Annotated in this window: 24 protein-coding genes and 1 tRNA gene; 10 read left to right on the forward strand and 15 right to left on the reverse strand. The window is 61.6% G+C overall.

Annotated elements, in window-relative coordinates; translation table 11 throughout:
- Positions 1–299: 299 nt before the first annotated feature.
- The 3 genes from AC4DF4_RS11855 to AC4DF4_RS11865 form a co-directional block, all read right to left on the reverse strand.
- Positions 300–389, reverse strand: a tRNA-Ser gene (locus tag AC4DF4_RS11855).
- Between the two features lie 58 nt (positions 390–447).
- The gene (purU, locus tag AC4DF4_RS11860; protein WP_490048318.1) at positions 448–1,308 is read right to left on the reverse strand and encodes a formyltetrahydrofolate deformylase; all 861 of its coding nucleotides are present in this window, start codon (positions 1,306–1,308) and stop codon (positions 448–450) included.
- 34 nt (positions 1,309–1,342) lie between these two features.
- On the reverse strand, positions 1,343–1,915 hold the full coding sequence (locus AC4DF4_RS11865) for a hypothetical protein (protein ID WP_490048319.1): 573 nt from the start codon (positions 1,913–1,915) through the stop codon (positions 1,343–1,345).
- A 178-nt stretch (positions 1,916–2,093) separates the two neighbouring features.
- Between AC4DF4_RS11865 and AC4DF4_RS11870 the strand changes: the two genes are divergently transcribed.
- On the forward strand, positions 2,094–3,701 hold the full coding sequence (locus AC4DF4_RS11870) for a zinc ribbon domain-containing protein (RefSeq protein ID WP_490048320.1): 1,608 nt from the start codon (positions 2,094–2,096) through the stop codon (positions 3,699–3,701).
- A 168-nt stretch (positions 3,702–3,869) separates the two neighbouring features.
- On the opposite strand, the gene AC4DF4_RS11875 is transcribed toward AC4DF4_RS11870, so the two are convergent.
- Genes AC4DF4_RS11875 through ribH form a run of 3 tightly spaced genes read right to left on the reverse strand, consistent with a single transcriptional unit; the run spans position 3,870 to position 6,603 of the window.
- Positions 3,870–5,159, reverse strand: coding sequence for an AI-2E family transporter (locus tag AC4DF4_RS11875; RefSeq protein ID WP_490048321.1), 1,290 nt, complete (start codon positions 5,157–5,159; stop codon positions 3,870–3,872).
- A gap of 51 nt (positions 5,160–5,210) precedes the next feature.
- Positions 5,211–6,125 carry a transcription antitermination factor NusB gene (gene nusB, locus AC4DF4_RS11880; protein ID WP_490048322.1) on the reverse strand — a complete coding sequence of 305 codons (915 nt, stop codon included), beginning with the start codon at positions 6,123–6,125 and terminating at the stop codon, positions 5,211–5,213.
- Entirely contained in the window at positions 6,118–6,603 is a 486-nt protein-coding gene (ribH, locus tag AC4DF4_RS11885) for a 6,7-dimethyl-8-ribityllumazine synthase (RefSeq protein WP_490048323.1), read from the reverse strand. The genes nusB and ribH overlap by 8 nt, the downstream gene beginning before the upstream one ends.
- A 138-nt stretch (positions 6,604–6,741) precedes the next feature.
- Between ribH and AC4DF4_RS11890 the strand changes: the two genes are divergently transcribed.
- From AC4DF4_RS11890 to AC4DF4_RS11910, 5 genes are read left to right on the forward strand one after another with little or no spacing between them, the layout of a single operon-like run.
- Entirely contained in the window at positions 6,742–7,938 is a 1,197-nt protein-coding gene (locus AC4DF4_RS11890; protein WP_490048324.1) for a molybdopterin molybdotransferase MoeA, read from the forward strand.
- Positions 7,929–8,417: a cyclic pyranopterin monophosphate synthase MoaC gene (gene moaC, locus AC4DF4_RS11895; RefSeq protein WP_490048325.1), complete on the forward strand. Its 489-nt coding sequence runs from the start codon at positions 7,929–7,931 to the stop codon at positions 8,415–8,417. The genes AC4DF4_RS11890 and moaC overlap by 10 nt, the downstream gene beginning before the upstream one ends.
- The gene (gene mobA / locus AC4DF4_RS11900) at positions 8,414–9,007 is read left to right on the forward strand and encodes a molybdenum cofactor guanylyltransferase (RefSeq protein WP_490048326.1); all 594 of its coding nucleotides are present in this window, start codon (positions 8,414–8,416) and stop codon (positions 9,005–9,007) included. The genes moaC and mobA overlap by 4 nt, the downstream gene beginning before the upstream one ends.
- A complete protein-coding gene (locus AC4DF4_RS11905; protein WP_490048327.1) occupies positions 9,004–9,243 on the forward strand; it encodes a MoaD/ThiS family protein in 240 nt (79 codons plus the stop codon). Before mobA ends, AC4DF4_RS11905 begins: the two co-directional genes overlap by 4 nt.
- 12 nt (positions 9,244–9,255) lie before the next feature.
- Positions 9,256–10,191 (forward strand): molybdenum cofactor biosynthesis protein MoaE, encoded by a 936-nt coding sequence (locus AC4DF4_RS11910; RefSeq protein ID WP_490048328.1) that lies wholly within the window; start codon positions 9,256–9,258, stop codon positions 10,189–10,191.
- Between the two features lie 6 nt (positions 10,192–10,197).
- Here the strand turns inward: AC4DF4_RS11910 and AC4DF4_RS11915 are convergent, their stop codons facing one another.
- A complete protein-coding gene (locus AC4DF4_RS11915; RefSeq protein ID WP_490048329.1) occupies positions 10,198–11,928 on the reverse strand; it encodes a 4-alpha-glucanotransferase in 1,731 nt (576 codons plus the stop codon).
- A gap of 151 nt (positions 11,929–12,079) precedes the next feature.
- Between AC4DF4_RS11915 and AC4DF4_RS11920 the strand changes: the two genes are divergently transcribed.
- Positions 12,080–12,409 carry a hypothetical protein gene (locus AC4DF4_RS11920; RefSeq protein WP_490048330.1) on the forward strand — a complete coding sequence of 110 codons (330 nt, stop codon included), beginning with the start codon at positions 12,080–12,082 and terminating at the stop codon, positions 12,407–12,409.
- A gap of 197 nt (positions 12,410–12,606) precedes the next feature.
- Positions 12,607–13,653 carry a type I glyceraldehyde-3-phosphate dehydrogenase gene (gene gap / locus AC4DF4_RS11925; protein ID WP_490048341.1) on the forward strand — a complete coding sequence of 349 codons (1,047 nt, stop codon included), beginning with the start codon at positions 12,607–12,609 and terminating at the stop codon, positions 13,651–13,653.
- Positions 13,654–14,163: 510 nt separating this feature from the next.
- On the opposite strand, the gene AC4DF4_RS11930 is transcribed toward gap, so the two are convergent.
- From AC4DF4_RS11930 to AC4DF4_RS11945, 4 genes are all read right to left on the reverse strand, one after another.
- Positions 14,164–14,547, reverse strand: a complete 384-nt coding sequence (locus AC4DF4_RS11930) for a WG repeat-containing protein (protein WP_490048331.1) — start codon at positions 14,545–14,547, stop codon at positions 14,164–14,166.
- Between the two features lie 255 nt (positions 14,548–14,802).
- Positions 14,803–15,096 carry a hypothetical protein gene (locus AC4DF4_RS11935; protein WP_490048332.1) on the reverse strand — a complete coding sequence of 98 codons (294 nt, stop codon included), beginning with the start codon at positions 15,094–15,096 and terminating at the stop codon, positions 14,803–14,805.
- Positions 15,097–15,174: 78 nt separating this feature from the next.
- A complete protein-coding gene (locus tag AC4DF4_RS11940) occupies positions 15,175–15,594 on the reverse strand; it encodes a type II toxin-antitoxin system VapC family toxin (RefSeq protein ID WP_490048333.1) in 420 nt (139 codons plus the stop codon).
- Positions 15,591–15,851 carry an AbrB/MazE/SpoVT family DNA-binding domain-containing protein gene (locus AC4DF4_RS11945; RefSeq protein ID WP_490048334.1) on the reverse strand — a complete coding sequence of 87 codons (261 nt, stop codon included), beginning with the start codon at positions 15,849–15,851 and terminating at the stop codon, positions 15,591–15,593. Before AC4DF4_RS11945 ends, AC4DF4_RS11940 begins: the two co-directional genes overlap by 4 nt.
- Before the next feature lie 150 nt (positions 15,852–16,001).
- Between AC4DF4_RS11945 and AC4DF4_RS11950 the strand changes: the two genes are divergently transcribed.
- Together AC4DF4_RS11950 and AC4DF4_RS11955 are read left to right on the forward strand one after the other, a co-directional pair.
- On the forward strand, positions 16,002–16,460 hold the full coding sequence (locus tag AC4DF4_RS11950) for a TPR end-of-group domain-containing protein (RefSeq protein ID WP_490048335.1): 459 nt from the start codon (positions 16,002–16,004) through the stop codon (positions 16,458–16,460).
- A gap of 12 nt (positions 16,461–16,472) precedes the next feature.
- Positions 16,473–17,372, forward strand: a complete 900-nt coding sequence (locus AC4DF4_RS11955) for a tRNA1(Val) (adenine(37)-N6)-methyltransferase (protein ID WP_490048336.1) — start codon at positions 16,473–16,475, stop codon at positions 17,370–17,372.
- An 11-nt stretch (positions 17,373–17,383) separates the two neighbouring features.
- Here AC4DF4_RS11955 and AC4DF4_RS11960 read toward each other — a convergent pair whose 3' ends face one another.
- The 4 genes from AC4DF4_RS11960 to AC4DF4_RS11975 all read right to left on the reverse strand — a co-directional run bounded on the left by AC4DF4_RS11960 (position 17,384) and on the right by AC4DF4_RS11975 (position 20,143).
- Complete coding sequence (locus tag AC4DF4_RS11960) at positions 17,384–18,217, reverse strand: sugar phosphate isomerase/epimerase family protein (RefSeq protein ID WP_490048337.1); 834 nt, start codon at positions 18,215–18,217, stop codon at positions 17,384–17,386.
- A 77-nt stretch (positions 18,218–18,294) separates the two neighbouring features.
- Entirely contained in the window at positions 18,295–19,080 is a 786-nt protein-coding gene (budA, locus tag AC4DF4_RS11965; protein WP_490048338.1) for an acetolactate decarboxylase, read from the reverse strand.
- Between the two features lie 78 nt (positions 19,081–19,158).
- Entirely contained in the window at positions 19,159–19,773 is a 615-nt protein-coding gene (locus AC4DF4_RS11970) for a 2OG-Fe(II) oxygenase (RefSeq protein WP_490048339.1), read from the reverse strand.
- Between the two features lie 136 nt (positions 19,774–19,909).
- A complete protein-coding gene (locus tag AC4DF4_RS11975) occupies positions 19,910–20,143 on the reverse strand; it encodes a hypothetical protein (protein WP_490048340.1) in 234 nt (77 codons plus the stop codon).
- Positions 20,144–20,412 lie beyond the last annotated feature (269 nt).

The raw sequence follows: 20,412 nt of genomic DNA on the forward strand, positions 1-20,412 counted from the left end.
CACCGGCCCGTCCCAGCGCGAAAGAGCAATCCGAGCTTGCTGGGGAGATCAAGTTCTCGTATCAAATGTCCATCAGCCAGCCCGCTGAGATTTTAACAATTTAACGGAAAGAAAAATTTCCCCTTGGTCGGACCTGTTCCAATTTCCACGATTGCACTGCGGCGTTTGCGTTTCCTAGTCATCGACTCGGGTTTCCGAGTCAACTTGTGTGGAATTGTGTGTGGAAAACCTGTCGCGGTTTCCCTTGATGGCTCGCAATCGCTTGATTGATAATGACTTGCGGAGATCGTGCTGGACGCTGGCGGAGAGGGTGGGATTTGAACCCACGGTAGCTGTTACACTACGTCTGATTTCGAATCAGGTGCCATAGACCACTCGACCACCTCTCCTTGAACGGGGCGGGAAATTGAGCGCGGCATCCGGGTTTGTAAAGCTTCCAATTTGAATTTAATCCGGGAAAACGATCGCCCGGTGGCCGTCGAGGATGGTCCGGTCGTGGACGTGGAAGCGGATCCCTTTAGCGAGGGCGATCCGCTCGCAGTGGCGACCGAGGCGGACGAGGTCGTTGGGGGTGTGGAAGTGTTGGACGCGGTCCACTTCCTGCTCGATGATGGGGCCGGCGTCGAGGTCGGCGGTGACGTAGTGACAGGTGGCACCGATCAGTTTCACACCGCGCTCGTAGGCTTGTTTGTAGGGGTTCGCGCCGATGAAGGCGGGCAGGAAGCTGTGATGGATGTTGATGACGCGGCCGGCGAAGTCGCGGCAGAAATCATCTGGCAGGATTTGCATGAAACGGGCGAGGACGATAAGTTCGACATCCTGCTCGACGATCATTTCGCGGATGCGCGCGAAGCCGGCCTGGCGGTTTTCGCCGTCCATGTCGATTTCATGAAACGGGATGTCGGCCCGCTCGGCGGTGGGGCGGCAGTTGGGGCGGTTGCCGATGATCGAGGTGATTTCGATGGGCAGTTCGTCGAGTTCGGCGCGCCAGAGGATTTCGTTGAGGCAGTGGTCGGTCTTGGTGACGAGCACGGCGGTTTTCATGCGGTAGGGGAGGCGGCGGAAGTGCCAGTCCGCCTGCAAGGAGCGGCCGAGCGTGCCGAAACCGTCGATGAAATCCTGGACATCGACGTCGAGGTCGGCGGTTTCGATTTCAAGCCGGGCGAAAAACTTGCCGCCGAGCTGGTCGGAAAACTGGGCGAATTCGATGAGGTTGCCGCGATGGCCGGCGACGTAGTTGGCGACCTTGGCGACGATGCCGGGTTGGTCGCGGCAGCTGAGTTTGAGGATTAATCCGGGACGGGACATGCGGAGGGGAGAGTGCGTGAGCGGGGTCCGCGCGTCAATCATCGCTCGCCGTCCATTCCGCGGCGGAGTGCCAGGGCAGGTCGAAGGTGGCTGCGGTTAGTTCGGGTGACGCTTGGATGGCTTCAGCTTGTCTGGAGAGCATCGGTTGGGAATCTGTCGCTGCTGCGGGCGGGGGCAGCGGTCCGGAGGATGCGCCGGGGCGGGATGAGAGGGTCAGCAGGAGCAGCGTGAAGAGCATGGTGGAAAGGACGCCGGCCAGTCCCGCCAGCCACCAGCGGTGGTTACCTTGGTGCGGGGTGCCGATGCCGCACTCCGCGATGAGCGGGGGGCTGGCGCGGCGGACGATGGCGTTGATCACGTGGGGAGGAATTTCAGCGGCCCGTGGCCTTGCTGCTTGGGTGGCGGGCAGTTGCCAACCGGCGAAATCGAGGTCGTCGGCAGCGAGTGCAAGGTCTTCCGGGTAGGCCACGCTCCGCCCGGAGTGGTTGTCGGTGAGCAGGGCCATGACCACCGCTTCATCCACAAATCCTTGTTTTTCCATGGTGCGCGAGCTTGATTCGTCGCTTGGGCGGATGGATGGCAGCGGGCTGAGTCTGAGTGAGTTCATAATCGGCTTGGATTGGTTGATCAATCTGGTATAAAGAAAATCCGGAATGGTCAATTTTTAATGTTTCCAAACTAAATTTCAGGGCACCGGGGAAAGCCGCCCCTCCAGGAAGTGTTAGTCCGTGGCGGTGCTTGGGGTTGCAATCACCGGAATTTGCATCAAGAATTGCTCCAACGACATGCCTTCGAACACTCCCGATGACACATTATTGCTGATCCGCTGTCCGTCCTGCGGCCAGCGGTTCAAGGTGGGAGAGGATTTGCGTGAGCGCACCGTCGAGTGCGGTGGCTGTGAAAACCGCTTCCGGATCAACGACGAAGTCATCGTGCGGGGGCGCAAATTTTACCCGAGTGAGCATAAGAGTCATGAATTGAACCGCTTTCCGCGGATTCCGTTGCCGGGAGGCGAGGCATTGATCGGCATGCAGCCGGTCCGTTACAGCAATATGCCGGATCCCGCGGAGCTCGAGCCCGCGTCGCCTCAGCGAATCATGGCGGGAATCATCGGTGTGGCGGGCATGGTGATGATGGCGCTGCTGCTGATGTTTGGTGCCAGCCGCGGCGGAATGCTGGATGGGATGGTCATTGCAAACCGGCTTCTGATGGCGGGTTTTGTGTGTGTCTTGGGAACTTTGCTGCTCGTTTATGCGAACCCGCGGGCGCGGACGAAAGCGCTGGGCGTGGGGCTGGCTTTGAGCACCGCCCTGCTGCTGGTGCCGTTCTTTTTCAAGACCGGATCGGTGCCGCTTGGCAGCCGGATGGCTGGCGAGCCGGGAAAAAACTCGCCATTGGCAGCGCCCATCCAGCAGCCCGGGGAAGACAGCGCCACCGTGGCTTTGCGAGCCAGGATCGGGACGGCTCCGCTCGTGGCGGAAATCCAGAGGCTGGCCTTGGACGGAAGCGGCAAGCAGGCCGTCGGGCTGTGGTTCAGGGACTTGAGTGAGAGCAACCGCTTTCTGGTGAGGGATTATATTCTCCGGGTCACCGAGGCGGATCCCGCATCGCATTACTATCCGCGGGATGGCGGGGATTATTTACTGGTCGTCACCGGGATCAGGAAATCACTGCCGGAGCTCGCCGAATTGGCGTCGGCATTGGGGCGGACGGAAAAAATTCATACCGACATCTCGGTGATCGAAGTCCGGGTGCGCAACGACATTTTCATCGAGGGCTCGATCGAAAAGCTGTCGAAAAAGGACGATCCGGCGTTCTATGATTTGAACAAACGGGAGCTCGAAAGCATTGATCTCGACCGAGTCCGGCGCGCGGTGCAGCGGCTGGCGGAAGCCGAGCCGAAGATCTACCGCGCCGACATCAGCCGCAAACTCATTTCGCTGCTGGCTCAGGACGGCTTGGATTTCAAGGGGAACATTTGCAGCGCGCTGGCGGTCTGGTCGGAGCTGCCGGGGCCGGCCAGCGAGGCCGCGCTGATCGTGTTGAAGAAGCTGGTGGCGGAAAACGAAACCATTCCGCCGGAAATCGTCACCCTGATCGTGAAGGAACGAAATACAGGGATTATTCCGATTCTTGACGAACTTTGGTTTAAGAATCCGATGGCATGGGAGTCGCTTTACGCGGATCTCGGCCAACCGATCGAAGACACCGTGCTCGCGCGGTTTCCGGACACCACGGGGATCATCCGCTATTCGGCGGTCCGCATCCTGGGCCGGGTGGGCGAAGCCCGCAGCCTGCCGGTCCTGAAGGCGGCGATGTCGATCAAGGATCCCGAGCTGAAAGTCCTCATCGAGCAGTCCAAGAAATCGATCGCCGCCCGCCTCGCCGAATAAGCCAAGTGGGGTGGCTTGGAAAAACTTCTTATGGCGGATGAGGAAATCGCCTTGCGGTCGGTGACACTTTCCCCAAACCTCCTGAGCCTCTCGTTTCGCGCGAGGCTGGGATAATCCGGGGGGAGAATTCCGGCGGCGTGAGGCGAGGGGTCTTTTCCAAGCAGGGCCCTAACCGGGCTCGGCTGCGGGTGCGTCGAGCAACTGCCGTTCCCAGATGAAGCGGCGGAACAAGACCTTCACCGCCGCGGTGAGCGGGACGGCCAGCAGAGCTCCGACGAAGCCGCCGAGAACCAGCGACCAGAACAGCATCGAGAAAATCACGGTCAGCGGATGCAGCCCCACGGAATCCCCGACGATCTTGGGTGCGGTGAGCAGCGAGTTGATCTGTTGGACGACGACGAAGATCCCGACAACGCATCCGACGTAAGCCCACGGGCTCATCCCGAAAGGCGCGGCTCCCTGCGCGTGGAGCCAAGCGATGATGCAGGCGGGAATCAGGCAGAGAATGTTTCCGATGTAGGGAATGACTCCGAGGATGGCCATGAAGACGCCGATCAAGAGCCCGTATGGCAGTCCGAAAATCGTCAGGGCGATGCCCACCAGGATTCCATCGATCGCGGCCACTATCACCTGACCGCGAAAAAACGAGACCAAGTAGCCGTTGATTTCCTGCAGTGTTTCCACCAGCGACGTCTTGAACCGCGAGGCCTTGAGCGGCACGTAGTCGTGCCAATGGCTCCGGATCGATGCCGAGTCCTTCAGGAAAAAGAACAGATAGACCGGCACCATGATCATGCCGATGACGAGGCCGAGGAATCCCAGCACCTTGGTGGACCCCGCCGTCAGCCAGGTGCGGCCGGTTTTGAAAATCACGTCCAGATTTTCCATGACCATCCGTCCGCCGCGGGTGCGCTCGAAGTAGTCCAGAGATTCCGGCTTGAGTGGTTTTTCATCCATCGCCACCGGGTTGCCCTGGTCATCGGTTTCTGTCAGAACCCATCCGATGATGCCACCCTGATGGCGGACGCGCAGGTCGCGAAGGGAGCTGGCGAGGGCGGGCGCGAGATGCTCGGAGCCGTCTTCGGAAACATTCTTTTCCTGAGCTTTGGTAGTTTTCGCCGGCGCTGAAATCATGTCCCGCAGCGCGCCGCCGCCGCGCTGGATGCCGGGCAGCACGGCGGCGACCAGAAGTGTCGCGCCTATCAGGATCGCGAGGAAAAGCGTGATGACCGCCCACGCGCGGCTGAGTCCGCGGCCTTCCAGGAATCTCACCACCGGATCGAGCACGTAAGCCACGATCCCGGCCACGATCAGCGGGATGAGCACCGGCTGGAGAAATCCAAAGACATAACCGGCCAGCCAGACGAAGCTAACAAGCAGGGCGCCGAGGATCAGGATGGAGACGCCCGTGGCGGCGTTCCACAGGGTTTTCTGCTGAAAGGGTGTCGGGTAGCGCATGATGGGGAAAGTCTCGCGCGCTGTTATGAAGACTGCGGCGCGACTTACCAATTACAAAACATCCTGACTTTCCGACACTGCCGCCGCCTGCTTGGCGATTTTGTCCAGCACCCCGTTGACGAAGCGGCCGGAGTCGGTCGTGCCGAAGCGCTTGGCCAGCTCGATGGCTTCGTTGATCGCCACCTTCGGCGGAGCGGCCGCGTGCAGGATTTCGTAAGTGCCCAGTCTCAGGATCGCCCGGTCCACCGGATCGATCCGCTCCGGGGCGAAGTTCTCGACCACGGCGGCGAGAGTCGCATCAATCCGCTCCTTTTTGCTGAGAATGAAATCGACCAGTTCGTCCGCCTTTTTTTGCAGCGCGAGGATGTCGGCTTTCGAGTCGCGAAGTCGTGCGAGATCCGCTTGTTCGGGAAATTTCTCGGGCTCCTCGACCATCCGCAGTCGATCGGAAATCCGCTGCAAGCGGCGGATTGTCGCGGCCACCGCCTCCATCTGTCCGCGCAGGGCGGGGAAGTCTTCCATGCCTTCAAGAAACCGGCGGCGCGCGGCGGCGAGGTCGCGGTCGATTTTGAAAAGGACCTGCAGCGCGTCGCCGAAACTTTCCGCCACCGATGCGTCATCGTCGTCTTTCGGCAGGCGTTCGAGCTTCGCAAACGAAGTGCTCCACCCCGACTCGAGCTCTGCGATCCGCTTGAGATCGATTTTCAAACTCTCCGCCTGGGGCCATGCGGCAAGCAGCGTGCTCGCCAGCGACTGGCGCTCGACGAACTCGGCCAAGCGTCCTTCCCGCCCGTGGGCGAGGTGGTGGACCGTGCGGAACGTCGCGAGCTGAAGACTGCGGCGATCCGATTCCGTGACGAAATCCCAGAACGGGCCGCGCAGTGCGGCGGGATCGGCGCCGCCTTCAAGATCCGCGCAGTAAAGAAACTGGACGACCGCCTCGCGGATGTGGCGGCGGCTAGGCATTGCGATGCTTTGAATGGGTGGGGTTGCGGGACATGGATCGGTCGAGTTCCTGGAAAATATCTATCATCGACGCCGCTGCCCGAGCCGCTTCCTTGCCGCGGTTGAGCTGCGCGCCGATGCAGCGTGCGTAGGCCTGCTTCTCGTCTTCCACCAGCAAAACCTCGTGAATCACCGGCCGCAGCGATTTGACGGCGAGCTGCTGGAGCGCGTCCGTCACCGACCTGGCGACCAAGTCGGCGTGTTCGGTCGCACCGCGGATGATCAGGCCGAGCGCGATGACACAGGCCGGCGGATCGCGGTCGAGCAGGGTGGCGACCATCACCGGAATTTCAAAAGCACCGGGCACGCGGATCAGATCGACGCGGCCTTGCGGCACCAGTTCGCCGAGCTCTTCGATCGCGTTTTCCACCAGCGCGTCCGTGAATTGCTCGTTGTATTTCGAGGCAACGATACAGACCCGGACTTTGGGTCCGATCATCCGGGGTTTGGGCGGAAACGCTGTCGACATGCGCGGGGTATGGCGGGGTATGGCGGAAAAGTCAACCGACAGGCATGGAGTTTCATCGATGAAGCGAATTTCGCTTGGCGGATAGGTCGGGCGAACGAAGATCGGCTCATGCTTTCATTCCACGAGGCGCTGGAACTTCTCTTGAAATGCCCGCCGTTGATGGCGGCCGAGCGCTGCCGTTTGGTGGACGCGACCGGGCGGGTGCTGCGGGAAAAGGTGGCCGCAGACCGCGCGGTCCCCGCGTTCGACCGGGTGATGATGGACGGCTACGCGCTGCGTTTCGCGGACTGGCAGGCGGGTCACCGATCGTTCCGGGTGAGCGGGTCCGCGCCGGCGGGGCACGCGGCGGTCTCGCTTTCGGCGGAAATCGGCAGCTGCGTGGAAGTGATGACCGGCGCGCCCTGCCCATCAGGAGCCGACTGCATCGTGCCGGTGGAGGAGGTGGTCGGCGGTGATCCGGGCTGCGTGAAATTTTCAAAAGCCGCCGCTCCGGTCGCGGGGCGTTTCATCCATAGGGCCGGCAGCGATGCCGCGGCGGGACAAATTTTATTGGAGTCCGGCGTCTTGCTCGGCTCGCGGGAAATCGGCGTCGCCGCTTCCTGCGGCGCGGCCTGGCTCGAAGTTTCACGCGTCCCGGAAATCGCGGTGATCGCGACTGGCGACGAGCTTGTCGGAGTGGACGAATTTCCCGCTCCCCATCAGATCCGCCAGTCCAACGCCCACTCGCTCGCCGCCGCGCTCAGACTCGGCGGCTATCCGCCGCGGCACGTCGGGGTCTTGAACGACGAGATTTCCGCAGCCCGGCCGGTCATCGAAGAACTTCTCGCCGCGCACGACTGGCTGGTCCTAACGGGGGCTGTCTCGAAGGGTGCGCGCGATTTCGTCCCCGCGCTGCTCGCGGACCTCGGCTGCCGCGAGATTTTCCACGGCGTGGCGCAACGTCCGGGGAAACCCGCCGGCTGCTGGATCGGTCCGGGCGGGCAGGTGGTCATGGCGCTGCCGGGAAATCCGGTTTCGGCGCTGACCGGGCTGCACGCGTTCGTGTTTCCCGCGCTCGCCGTGGCATCCGGCCTGCCGCGGCCGTCCCTCCGCCGCGTGGTGATGGGCGACGGCGCGATGCCGCTTTCCGGGTTCACGCGCCATCTGCCAGTCACGCTCCGCGCCGATGGCCGGGCCGAACCCGCGGCCACCGGCAATAGCGGCGATTTCATCGGCTTGCTCAACAGCGACGGATTCGTCACCCTGCCTCCGCGCGGCGAGGCGCACGCCATTTCCGCCGCCTTCCCATTCACCCCATGGCTATGAATTCTAACGATCGAAATTTCACCCACGTCCGCGAGGGCCAGCCGACGATGGTGGACATCACCGGGAAATCCGCGAACCGCCGCACCGCCGTGGCGGAGGCGCGCATGGAGCTGGGCGCGGAGATCATCGCGAGATTTCAAAACAACGACCTGCAAGGACCGAAAGGGCCGGTGTTCCAGACCGCCATCATCGCCGGGACGATGGCGGTGAAGAAAACGAGCGAGCTGATCCCGTTTTGTCACCCGCTGCCAGTCGAGAACTGTGAGTTTCAAATCATTCCTAACGAAACAGGAATCTTCATCCGCTGCGAGGTTTCCACCACCGGCAAAACAGGCGTCGAGATGGAAGCGATGACGGGAGCCAGCGTCGCGGCGCTCACCGTTTACGACATGTGCAAGGCGATGAACAAAGCGATCCGCATCCACGATCTGCGGCTCATTTCCAAAACCGGCGGCAAGTCCGGAGATTTCCACGCATGAAACCCGAATCCAAACTCCGCGGTCTCGTGTTGGCAGGCGGCCGCAGCTCGCGGATGGGCCGGGACAAAGCCGCGCTGGTCCATCCGGACGGCCGGACTTTGCTGCGGCGCTGCCATGATTTGCTGCGCGAAGCCGGCTGCGAAACGATCGCCATTTCCCTTCGCCACGATCAGGAAATTCCCGCCGGTCTTGATGGCGTGGAAATCGTCCGCGATCCCGAAGGCGCCAGTCTCGGGCCGATCGCCGGGATCGTCGCCGCCATGCGCCTGGACCCGGCCGCCGACTGGCTCGTCCTTGCTTGCGACCTGCCACGGTTGGATGCCGCGACGCTCGCCCACCTCATCTCGTCGAAACAATCAGACGAGAAATTCCTCGCCTATCGCAGCGAGTTCGACGGGCTGCCGGAGCCGCTGTGCACGCTCTATTCGCAAGCGGCGCTGCCCATTCTCGAACAGGCCCAGGCCGATGATTTCCGCTGCCCGAGAAAGATCCTCATCCGCAATGATTGCCGCTTGCTGGAGCCGGTGACGCCGCGCGCGCTCGACAACGCCAACACGCCCGAAGACTGGGCCACCGCGAAAATCCCATGACCGTCACCGTCTGTTACTATGGCCTGCTCGCCGAGCGTCGCGGGCTCGCGGACGAGCGAGTCACCAGCGCCGCAACTACGCCGGCCGCGCTTTACGCCGAGCTCGATGCAGCACACGCGCTCGGGCTCTCGACCGCGGATTTCCGCGTCGCGGTGAATGACGAATTCGTTTCCTGGGAGCACCCGCTTTCAGAAAAAGACTCAATCGCTTTCCTTCCACCCATGTCGGGAGGCTAGAAAGTTCCCACCATGTCCGCCATCCGGTTTTCACTCGTCAGCCAGGCCATCGACATCGCGTCGCTGGCGGCGGAACTCCGCGATCCCGCCGCGGGCGCGGTGGTCACCTTCGACGGGCGGGTTAGAAATCACAACGCCGGGCAGGCGGTGAGCGGCTTGGAATACCAGGCCTATCCGGTGCTCGCGATTGCGACCGGCCAGCGCATTCTCGAGGAGGAGGCGGCGCGCCACGGCATCCTCGCGGCGCAGGCGGCGCATCGCACCGGGCCGCTGGAAATCGGCGAGGCCGCGGTCTGGGTCGGCGTCGCGTCCGCCCACCGCGGGCCGGCGTTTGATGCCGCCCGCGCGATCATGGAGCGGCTGAAATACGAGCTGCCTATCTGGAAAAAGGAAACCTACGCCGACGGCCACAGCGAGTGGGTCGGCCCGGATAACAAGTCCGCGGAGACCGGCAGGGCGGGGGAGGGGATTCCCGAGTGGCAGGCGGAGCTGTTGGAAATCTGGATCTCCGAGGGCAATGATTTCCGCGGCCGCCACGAGCTGGGGCGCCTCGAACACGGCATCCGCGGCGTCTCGGAAGTCGAGTGTGTGGCGGGAATGGGCCTGCGCGGCGACCGCTATTTCGGCTACAAGCCGGACTTCAAGGGGCAGGTGACTTTCTTCGACGCCGACGCCGTGCAAGCAGTGCGCGACCGTTTCTCGCGGCCGGAGCTTTCCAGTTCGCTCTTCCGCAGGAACCTGATCGTCCGCGGAGTCGATCTGGCGGAATGGGTCGGCAAGCGGTTCCGTTTCCAGGGCGTCGAGTTCGAAGCCAGCGAAGAATGCAAACCCTGTTACTGGATGGAGGAGGCTGTCGCTCCCGGCGCGGAGGAATTTCTCAAGGCGGATTTCCGCGGCGGCCTGCGGGCGCGGATTCTGTCAGACGGGGTTCTTTCGGTCGGCGGATGAGCTCGCTCACGCCCGGTGGGTGATGCTGATGAGGTTGGCGAGTTTCTGGCAGCTTCCTTCCAGTTCGGGATTCGCGTGGATCTCGTCGAGCGTCCACGGCAGGCGGAGGCGCCAGTTTTCCCCGCCGGAAGTGCCGGGGTGGTTGAACTGCTCGTCGAGGTTGAAAAGCTCGGTGATCATCAAGGCGGCGTAGCGCGAGTTGGAGGCGAACAGCGCCTTGATGAGCCGCAGCCGGACGCCTTCGGTGAATGGCGGCCACGGCGCGTGATCGCCGATCGGGATGCCGGCGAACTCGGCGAGGATTCGCAGCGTGTTCTGCGCCCCGCCCACGGCCCAGCCGGTTTGTTCGGTGGGGTTTTCCTGATGCTGTTGGATGACGCCGAGGCAGCCGTGCCAGATCCCGTTGATCGGATCGTGGTCGTGGGTGGAGTAGGTGGCGAAGGAGTTTTCCGGGAACGAGTTGCCGGGGGTGGGGTGGCCCTGCTCGTTGCAATCCCAGTGCGGAATCCGGTAGCCGGCGATCCCGAGATCCGCCAGGTGGGGACGGACGTAATCCGGCACCCAGCCGAGGTCTTCCGCGATGACTTCGCAGCCTTCCGCGGCTTCGAGAATGGCGCGCAGCCGGACATCGCCGTCGTCGCGGTTGGCGGCTTTGTTTTCCACCGTGTCGTCAGGCCGCAGGAACCAGCGGGGCAGGCGTCCGCCGTTGATCGCCGCCGCCTGCTCGTGGCTGAGCCCGATGAATTCGTGGTTGCGCTCAGGCCGCCACGGGAAGGCGTAAATCCGGTAGAACCCGAGGATGTGGTCAAGCCGGAAGATTTGGAAAATCCGCGTCAGCCGTTCGATCCGCTTTTTCCACCAGGTGAAACCGTTCGCCTGCATGTGGTCCCAGCGATAGAGCGGGATGCCCCAGTTCTGGCCCCACTGCTGGAAAAACAGATCGGACTGGCTGTTTCCCTCGGAAGGCGAGCCGCCGCACCAGTCGAGGTGGAAGTCGCCTTGGTTGAAAAACACGTCGCACGAATGCCAGCTGATCCCGATGGGCACATCGCCCATCAGCTTCACGCCGCGCAGCTCCGCGTGGGCGCGCAGGGCCAGCCACTGGCGGAAACACAGCCACTGCGCGAACGCGAAAAACCCGAGCCGGTCATCCACCACGGCCTCGTCCCGCACGCGATGTCTGTCGATGAACTCCCGCGCCTTTTTCGGCGTCCGGCAGGTCTCCGGCCATTTGTCCCAAGTCAAATTCTCGCCGTGAAGTTCCATCAGATAGCGGAACAGGCAGTAGTCGCCCAGCCACTCGTCCTCCTGCTTCCGGAACAGCGCGAACTCTTTCACCAGCAAGGATTCCGCCTGGTCGAACCTCGACCACGCCAGTTCCAGCAGGTTTCGTTTCGCGCTCCGCACCGCCGGGTAGTTCACCAGCGGCGACATCCGCGCGCCTTGCAGGCGGTCCCGCGCCAGCGCGACGTCCGACTCCTTCAGCCCGGGGATTTCCGCGGCCTCGCAGGCCAGGTAAATCGGATCCAGCGCGACCGAGGAAATCCCGCTGTATGGACTTTCCTCCGTGCCGTTTTCATTGATCGGCAGAAGCTGGATGAATCCCACCTGGTGCTCCGCGGCCCAGTCGATCCATTCCCGCAAGGCCAGCGTGTCGCCGATCCCGAGGTCGCCCTCGCGGCGTGGGGTGAATGCGGGAATCAGGATGCCGGCGCGGCGTTTTTCAGGTAGGTGCACGCGCGCGATCTTGGCAGGTTGCGGTGTTCCGTAAACCGTGAAATCTCCAGCCGGTTGAAGGAAATTCGAGTCTTTGACAACTCATCCGAATCAGTTATCTTCCATTTTGGCCAAGGCCAAAATCGTTACGATTAACCAACCAACCAACATCATGAAAATCAAATTCTGGATTCCCGCGCTCGCCCTGCCCCTCGTGTTCGCCGCCTGCGAGGCGAAAAAAACCGCCTCCGAGAAAATGGAGGCCGGAGCCGAGCAGATGGCCGAAGGCATGAAGGAAATGGCGAAGGACGCCGACAAAAAGCTGGATGAAGCCAAATCCGACGCCAAAGCCGCGATGGAAAAAGCCGGCGAGAAAGCCAAGGAAAAAGCCGCCGAGGTCAAAGACGCCACCAAGGACGTTGCCACGAAAGCTTTGGAAGAAGCCGCCGCAGCCGCGGAGAAAGCCGTGGAAAAACTCAAGGACGCCGCTCCTCCCGAATAGTTTGATCGCGCGGTATTAGCGAACCGCATCGATCAAGCAAGCGGGTCTTGCGAAACGGGAGGTCCGCTTTTCCGTTGGGAAATTTCGCGGATTTCATGAATTTCCAAGGTTTTGGCCCCGAAGATTGACGCTTGGCACTCCGCATGCACAATCCCGCCGTCGGGCGGAAGAGCCGCATCGGCATTTCAAACACAGTCATGACCACCATCGCCATCAACGGATTCGGCCGCATCGGCCGCCTTGTCTTCCGTGCCCTCGTCGAACAAGGCCACCTCGGAACCACCTTCAACGTCGTCGCCGTCGGTGACATCGTTCCTGCCGACAACCTTGCCTACCTCCTCAAGTATGACTCCACGCAGGGTCGCTTCTCGGGAACGGTTTCCTCGAAGAAGTCCTCCCCTGAGCTCGAAGACGACGACATCATCGTCGTCAACGGCCACGAAATCAAAGTCGTCAGCGCCCGCAGCCCGGAAGGTCTGCCCTGGAAAGAGCTCGGCGTGGAAGTCGTCATCGAGTCCACCGGCCTCTTCACCGAAGCGGAAAAAGCCAAGGGCCACATCACCGCCGGTGCCAAGAAAGTCATCATTTCCGCACCTGCCAAGGGTGAGGACGCGACCTTCGTGGTGGGCGTGAACGACGATCAATACGATCCTTCCAAGCACCACATCATCTCCAACGCGAGCTGCACCACCAACTGCCTCGCTCCTCTCGTCCACGTCCTCCTCAAGGAAGGTTTCGGCATCGAGGAAGGTCTGATGACCACCATTCACTCCTACACCGCGACCCAGAAAACGGTCGATGGTCCTTCCAAGAAGGATTGGAAAGGTGGCCGTTCCGCCGCCATCAACATCATCCCGTCCACCACCGGCGCGGCCAAGGCCGTGGCGCTCGTTTGCCCGGCAGTGGCAGGCAAGCTCACCGGCATGTCGTTCCGCGTGCCGACCCCGACCGTCTCCGTCGTGGACCTCACGGTGAAGACCACCAAGCCGACCTCCCTCAAGGAAATCACCGCCGCCCTCCAAAAGGCGTCCGACACCTACCTCAAGGACATCCTCGGCGTCACCGGCGACGAAGTGGTTTCCAGCGACTTCATCCACGACAAGCGCTCGTCGATCTTCGATGCCGGCTCCTCGATCGAGCTGAACTCGACGTTCTTCAAGCTCGTCAGCTGGTATGACAACGAGTGGGGCTACTCCAACCGCGTCATCGACCTCCTCACCGACGTCGTGAAAAAGGGAATCTGATTTTTGTTATCCATCAAAAACGGCGGCCTGCAAGGGTCGCCGTTTTTCTATGTAGGGGGCGATCACCGGTCGCCCCGAATCCCTCTTCACAATTTCCTCCATCGCCGCCACGAAGGCGAATTGATTCCAGCCGCTTGATTTTGAGGTAGGTATCACCATCCAGATAATCCGTCAGAAAGCGGATAACGTAATCGAACGCGTCAGCCTGACCCTGGTATTTCTCTTTTCGAGCGGTGTAGCAGCCCCATCGCAAACAGCGCGGCGGCGATCAACCCGGAAATGGCTGCGCAAATTGTGAAGATCCTCGAAGATGCCAGGATGTCATCGCGCCAAATAAGTTTTCCTGTCTGATCATAACAGGCTGGCTCAAACGGAGGGCGCAAAGAGCCTGGTGGTGGCGTGACGGAGCGGCGCGGGGCCGTCCTGATCCAGAACTTGCCGGGTGCCGTCGGGTCTCCGATGCGTTGCAATTCTCCACTGGCGGTGGCAACCACGGTCCGGCCCTTGCGATCAATCAGACCCGGGCCTTGGGAACCGATGACGGGGAGCAACTCGTGGTCCGTGAAATTCGAAGCCGGCGAGTGATTTGAAATAGAGAGGAACGACGAGACGGCCATTTCTATCAATCACGCCCCACTTCCGATCAATCGCCACACAGGCTCTGCCGTTTCCGTCGAAGCGATGGGTCTCATCCCACTGGAATGGAATGACGGACTCTCCGTTGCGGTTGATGAAGCCCCAGCGGCCATCTTTGAAAACGGCGGCGGGGTCGTCGTCCTTGAAATCCAAGGCCTTCTGCCAGCTTCCGGCAAAGGCCGGACTGCCATCCTTGAGAATCCATCGGAATCCTGTTCCTTGCTCGACCAGGGTCATTTCATCGGAGTGGGCTGGCATGTTAGCCTCATCCTGCGGGATGAAGCAGTATGGAATATGGGGCGCTTTATTTCCAAACCGGTCGATTCGGTAATGCTGACTCCCCGCCATTCCAAATAACCGGAGAACGGAAATCCAGCGCCGGAAAAACATCCCGGTGAGAGTGATGAAGAGTTGAGGGTCGCAGACCCGTGATTCCAGAGAGATTGTGGCGGACTTGGCAACCGGTGATCGCCACTACTTCGGTGTCGCCGCAGCATCCGAGTATCGGGACCCTCACGCGGTCTCTACCTGCACGATGCTTTCGATGTCCGAGATCGTGAACAGGACGCCCTTGATCCGGAATTGCGGGGATTTCGGCGTCGCCTGTTTCGGATCGGACACCCATTCCAGAATTCCGGTGAGCGGCTTGACGTGGTCCCGAAGCGTCACGCGGACCGTGCGGCCGAGAATCACTCCCCAGCGGATTTCGAAGGCGCGCTTTTTGGCGTCGAGTTCCTCGCGCCATTTCCGATAGCCGTCTTCCGGGCCTTTGGCGCTGAAATTGAATTCTCCCTGGTCGAAGTCCATTGGGATTTGTCGCAGAAGCGGATTTCGGATCAAGGACGATTTGGGGCCGATCCAACTCAGAAGCCGCAGCCATCGAGATCACTTCACACAGTCCCCAGGCTTGCTGACGGTGGTGCCATGGAGTTTGGCAAGATCCCGGTCGAAAGAAACCAAGGTGCGGCCCTCGCGGATGGCCGCCGCCGCCAGATAGCAGTCCACGAAATCCAGGTTGCCCGCACCGAAAAGTTTGAGGGCGTGAAGGATTCGCTCGGGTTCATCGAAATGGAATCCGGGACAGGACATGAGATGCGAGAGCACTTCCGCAACCTTTGAGCGGGGATGTTCGTAGAATCCGGTGAGCACGAAAACCGCCTCGGCGAGCACCACGGGAAGCACGGCGAGTCGCACTTTTCCCGCTTCCGCGGCAGCCACCAGATCGGCGGTTTCCTTGGCCTGGTCGGCGGGTTCGCCGGTGATGAAGCGCAGGAGAATATTGGTATCCAGTAGCAGCGGTTTCATGGCTGCCCCTCCCGCGCGGCTTCGGCCACCCACGTCTCGCGGGATTTTTCGCGCGCTTCCTCAAAGGGCGCTCCGGCTTTCCCCTCGGGAGACTTGAGGGACCCGAAGACCGCCATCGCCCCAGGCTGCGGGCGGATCACCACCGAGTCCCCCTGAATTTCATACAAAATCCGATCGCCCGCCTTCAAGTGCAAGGCGCGGCGGATGGGAGCGGGCAAGGTGGTCTGGCCTTTGCTGGTGATGGTCGAGTGCGTCATGGTGTTTTCCTTGCCTGTGAATTTTAGCCTTACTTTTCAAGAAGGCGAGGATTCCATCGTGGCGCATGGTACCTATTGGAAGGCGCGAATTTTAGGAGCCTGAATGTTTGCCAAGCGGGGATCGCTTGTTTTAGCGTCGCCCGGATGGTGGTGACAAAAACGTTACGCGCGGCTGCGGGCTGGCTGGAACTCGGGTTGGCAGACGAGGCTCTCTACGAGCTGCAGGCGCTGCCCACGGAGGTCCAACGGTTGCGGGCGCCGCTGGAATTGAAACTCGCCGCGCAGATGGACCGCGAGCAGTGGAACGCGGCTTCGGAAACGGCCCGCCTGCTCTGCCTGAAAGCGGAGGACGAGCCGGAATTCTTCCTGCGGGCGGCGTTTTGCCTCCATGAAACGGGCGACACGCTGGCAGCCTGCAACCAACTCCTCCGCGGCCCGAAGGCGTTGTTTGAAATGCCCGTTTTCCACTACAACCTAGCCTGTTACCTGTGGACGCTCGGCGAGGGGCCGCGCGCCCGCAGCCACCTGAAGCAGGCGATCTCGATGGACGGCTCGTTTCTCGAATCCGCCCGCGAGGACCGCGATCTCGTCGGGATCGGGCCGGTGTGATCTTTCATTCCGATGACTTCTCAATCCATTGATCAGCCACCCGGCATGGACCGCTGGCAACAGGCGCGGAGTTGTCTCGAATCCGAACTCGGCGAACGAATCACGCTCGACGCGCTGACCGGTCCGGCAGGCTTGATCGGGCGTGAACCGTGGCAAGACGATGCCGGCGGTCCGGCGGGCTGGTTGATCGCGCAACGATTGAAAGGCCACCGGCATTCGGCGGATGACGTGCTGACCGCGTGGTATGCGCAACAGGTCTCTCCGCCAGTCAGGGAGCATCTCGATCTGGGAACCGGCATCGGCACGGTGGGCTTGCTGACGCTGTGGGGCATGGGTCCGGAGGCGCGGCTGACCTGCGTGGAAGCCCAGGAAATCAGCTATCGGCTGTTGCAATCCAACATCGACGGGAACGGACTCCGGCGACGGGTGGATTGTTCCCACGGCGATCTCCGGGAGCTTGCGCTGGACCGGAAATTCCCGCTCATCACCGGCAGCCCGCCGTATTTTCCGCAGGGAACCGGCGTGCTCCCGCAGGATTCGCAAAAAGCCCACGCCCGCTTCGAGCTGCGCGGCGATGTGAGTGACTACGCGAAAGCGGCGGTGGCCCATCTCGCCGACGGCGGCTGGTTCGTGCTGTGTTTTCCATCTCCACAGAAACAGCGCGCGCTCGATGGAATCGCCGCGGCGGGCCTCAAGGTCGTGAAGCTGCGGGACGTCATTCCCCGCGAAACCCTGCCGCCGCTGTTCACGCTCTTCGCCTGCCAACACCCGCAGGATTTCTCCGGCGAAGTCACGGTTGAAGAGCCGCTAACCGTGCGTCACGCGGACGGCCGGCTCACCGGGGAAATGGCCGGAGTGCGCCGGGGGTTCGGATTTGCCGACGGCGAGGCACACGGTGGATACGGCAAGTGACGGACTGAGAATCACTTCCCGTGCGCCTTGACGAAATCGATGTTAGCGCGGACCTGGGGAACGCTGTTCATCCAGTCGTTTTCGTGCTCGATGGAAATGTGACCGTGGAATTTCTGCTTCTTCAATTCCTCGAGGCAGGCGGCGACATCCACCACGCCCGTGCCGGCGACCACCACCGGAGCTTTGCCGTAGGCGGCCTTGTCCTTGAGATGCACGCTGATGACACGGCCTTCGAGGATGCGCAGGCATTCGACCGGCTTGAGATTCGAGGTGCACCAGTGGCCGAGATCGGCGCAGGCGCCGACGCGGGGGTCGCGGCTTTCCACCACACCGAGGATGTAGAGGGGGTTCCAAACCTTGTATTTCGGGTTCTCCATCGAGCCGCCGTGCTCGTGGAAGGCGACTTTGATGTCGAACTCTTTGGCACCCGCCTCCCAGGCGGCGATCAGCTCGGTTGACTCGGTGCAAACCGCGTAGAGCCCCATTTTTTTTGCGAAGCTCATGATGGCGCGGACGTCTTCCGCGTTTTTGGCGGCGATCACCCCGTAGTTCACCGCGTGGACGCCTTGCCGCTCGCACTCGGCTTTGAGTTCTTGCATCGCGGTTTCCGACATCGTGTGGCCGACCTTGTCTTTCGAGCCGGGCTTGAGGATTTGGCCTGGGTAAAACTCGATCATGTTGCCGCCGGCCTCCTTGGTTTTGGCGATCGCCTCGAAGGCGCTGAACTGCTTGAAGGTGTAGGCCTGCGCGCCGATGAACCAGCCGTTCTGACGGAGGTTTTCCGGAATCGGGTCGGCATGGAGATTCGAGGCGAGAACGAGGGCGAGAAGGGCGATGTGGCGCATGGAATTTGTGTAGGTTGGCGACAGCTACGTTGTCGAGACGAGAATCCTTGCAGCGGTGGCCGTTTTTCATCGCCCGCTCACTTGGCGGCGGGTGTCTTTTCCACGGACTCCAGGGCTTTCTCGTCATGGGTGGTGAAGTCGGCTTTCAGAAACGCCTCGTCGCGGGGAAGCAGCAGTTTCAGGTTTTCCAGAACATCCCATTCGGCCGTCGCCCCGGTCACCGCGCAATCGATCACGTGGCCTCCGGATTTGCGGTCCTCGCTGATGAAATGAAAGTGATAGCCGGGAACGTTGATGCCCTTCACGAACGGCGGGCAGCGGAATCCGACGAGCGTGCCGCGCACGTTCTCTAACCTGAAGACCGACTGGTGTTTCACGACTTCCGGCAGAGTCACATACGGAGTCTTCTGTTTTAAAACACTGCGGAAACTCATCATGGAGAACTCACCGCTGATCCGGATCGCGTAGAAGAGGTTTGCCGAAGCGGTCTCGGCATCCAGGCGCGTTTGCAGCGCGGCCAGGGATTCGGTTTTCCCGAGGACCGCGGACTTCTCGCTCTTGAAAAACGTGACCGCGGAGAACGGCGTTTCGGCAGGGTCGTCGATTTTGTGGGCCACTCCATCGGCCGTGAATTGGAAGAACTCGCCGTCGAGCGCCAGCATCTCGCCATCCAGTTCGTCGAGCGTGCCGATCCCGAAGTCGCCGTGCTGCTTGAGCGCGCCGAAGGTGAACGCGCCGTCGTAAATTCCCTTCATCAGCGCGTCGATGGTGGAGACTTGGACCAAGGTGTCACCCGCGGCGGCCGGCATGGCCGAGAGGGCGAGCGCCGTGGCGACGGGAATCAACGGGCGGTGAGGCTTCATGAGGGGAGGGGGATTGATTCAACCCAATCATTTACCAGAATTTTTGAAGCCGGTCCAGCTTTCGCCGATCGCGTTTGATCAAGGCCGCTGGCGGAACCAGCCGGTGATGCTGGCGCGCTGCTTGGTGGCTGGCAGCACTTCATGCCAGAAATCCCCGGCCATGAAGCAGACCATCGTTCCCATCCGCGGCTCGATGAGTTCGTAGCTGCCATCGCGCCCGTCGGCGCTGGTCCAGATTTTCAACTCGCCCCCGTCGCCGGTCTTCCAGCCCTCGTTCAGGTAGAGAATGACGGTGACGATCCGGTCCTGGGTGCCGGCATGGCGGTCGATGTGGGCTTTGTAGAACGCGCCCTGCGGATAGATCGCGAAATGCCCCTCGTAGTTGAACAGCCCGAGGAAAAACCGCTCGTTCAAGGCCAGCCGCAGGATTTCCAGACTGGCGAGATACAGCGTCTGGTGCGCGGAAGCCTGGCCGGGCTCGATCCACATCACCTCGTCCCGGCGGATGTCCTCCCTGACTTGCAGCGAGCTTCCGCGGCCCACGCCGGCCCGCCGGAAAGCGCCGTCCGCGTGGGACGCCGTGCACTCTCTCTTCAGCTGGAGGCCTTCCTCGCCGCTGAGGGACATCGGCATCACCGCCCAGCCGACATCCGCGATCGCATTGAGAAACTCTTCCACTGGAGCCAAGAGCACGATTCGAGGACGCAATGCGAGAAATTTCGGAGCAGCTTTCCGGTCAGGGCGGAATGACCGGAGGCGAGTGAAAAGTGTTTTTGGTTCAGGCGGCGGAGTGGCGTCGGGCCTTGAGATCGTAGCGCGTTTCCACCGTCTAGGCGGAGCCTTCCGGGCCGGGCTTGCTGGAAACCAGGGCGAAACTTTTCACTTCGACGAGGGCGAGCTCCTCGGATTGGTGCTTTTTGAGCAAGGGGCGGAGCGTCGGGGCTGCGACGTTTTTCAGCCGGGCGAGAGTGACGATGCAGTTGGTCCGCCGCCAGCCAGCGCGCGCCGCGGATGGGCGCGGCCAAATCCGCCAGCGTCTTGCGGCAGCTTTCCGGCAGTTCAAGGGCGATGAACAAGCGCTTGGCCATTTTTCAACATAACCCCGTCCGGCGCGGAGACAACCGGGACTTCACCGCACCCGCCCGGGTTTCCCTCGCCGCGTTCCCAATCGGATCTTGCCGGGATGCATTCCAATCCGTAGCGATAGGAAGAGGATTTTTTTTCGTTAAAATGTTAAAATCGATTGGTGCTGGTTGATCGGGCGATGTTCCGACATCGCCTGTTTGAACAAACGTTTCAAATCAACCAACACCATGAGTAAACAGACAGGGA

The organism is Luteolibacter sp. (assembly GCF_058122085.1).

What these genes read in the sequence shown, in the direction of transcription:
- purU (WP_490048318.1), bottom strand. Translation starts at nt 1,308, where the DNA reads ATGTCCCGTCCCGGATTAATCCTCAAACTCAGCTGCCGCGACCAACCC.
- AC4DF4_RS11865 (WP_490048319.1), bottom strand. Translation starts at nt 1,915, where the DNA reads ATGAACTCACTCAGACTCAGCCCGCTGCCATCCATCCGCCCAAGCGAC.
- AC4DF4_RS11870 (WP_490048320.1), top strand. Translation starts at nt 2,094, where the DNA reads ATGCCTTCGAACACTCCCGATGACACATTATTGCTGATCCGCTGTCCG.
- AC4DF4_RS11875 (WP_490048321.1), bottom strand. Translation starts at nt 5,159, where the DNA reads ATGCGCTACCCGACACCCTTTCAGCAGAAAACCCTGTGGAACGCCGCC.
- nusB (WP_490048322.1), bottom strand. Translation starts at nt 6,125, where the DNA reads ATGCCTAGCCGCCGCCACATCCGCGAGGCGGTCGTCCAGTTTCTTTAC.
- ribH (WP_490048323.1), bottom strand. Translation starts at nt 6,603, where the DNA reads ATGATCGGACCCAAAGTCCGGGTCTGTATCGTTGCCTCGAAATACAAC.
- AC4DF4_RS11890 (WP_490048324.1), top strand. Translation starts at nt 6,742, where the DNA reads ATGCTTTCATTCCACGAGGCGCTGGAACTTCTCTTGAAATGCCCGCCG.
- moaC (WP_490048325.1), top strand. Translation starts at nt 7,929, where the DNA reads ATGGCTATGAATTCTAACGATCGAAATTTCACCCACGTCCGCGAGGGC.
- mobA (WP_490048326.1), top strand. Translation starts at nt 8,414, where the DNA reads ATGAAACCCGAATCCAAACTCCGCGGTCTCGTGTTGGCAGGCGGCCGC.
- AC4DF4_RS11905 (WP_490048327.1), top strand. Translation starts at nt 9,004, where the DNA reads ATGACCGTCACCGTCTGTTACTATGGCCTGCTCGCCGAGCGTCGCGGG.
- AC4DF4_RS11910 (WP_490048328.1), top strand. Translation starts at nt 9,256, where the DNA reads ATGTCCGCCATCCGGTTTTCACTCGTCAGCCAGGCCATCGACATCGCG.
- AC4DF4_RS11920 (WP_490048330.1), top strand. Translation starts at nt 12,080, where the DNA reads ATGAAAATCAAATTCTGGATTCCCGCGCTCGCCCTGCCCCTCGTGTTC.
- gap (WP_490048341.1), top strand. Translation starts at nt 12,607, where the DNA reads ATGACCACCATCGCCATCAACGGATTCGGCCGCATCGGCCGCCTTGTC.
- AC4DF4_RS11930 (WP_490048331.1), bottom strand. Translation starts at nt 14,547, where the DNA reads ATGCCAGCCCACTCCGATGAAATGACCCTGGTCGAGCAAGGAACAGGA.
- AC4DF4_RS11935 (WP_490048332.1), bottom strand. Translation starts at nt 15,096, where the DNA reads ATGGACTTCGACCAGGGAGAATTCAATTTCAGCGCCAAAGGCCCGGAA.
- AC4DF4_RS11940 (WP_490048333.1), bottom strand. Translation starts at nt 15,594, where the DNA reads ATGAAACCGCTGCTACTGGATACCAATATTCTCCTGCGCTTCATCACC.
- AC4DF4_RS11945 (WP_490048334.1), bottom strand. Translation starts at nt 15,851, where the DNA reads ATGACGCACTCGACCATCACCAGCAAAGGCCAGACCACCTTGCCCGCT.
- AC4DF4_RS11955 (WP_490048336.1), top strand. Translation starts at nt 16,473, where the DNA reads ATGACTTCTCAATCCATTGATCAGCCACCCGGCATGGACCGCTGGCAA.
- AC4DF4_RS11960 (WP_490048337.1), bottom strand. Translation starts at nt 18,217, where the DNA reads ATGCGCCACATCGCCCTTCTCGCCCTCGTTCTCGCCTCGAATCTCCAT.
- budA (WP_490048338.1), bottom strand. Translation starts at nt 19,080, where the DNA reads ATGAAGCCTCACCGCCCGTTGATTCCCGTCGCCACGGCGCTCGCCCTC.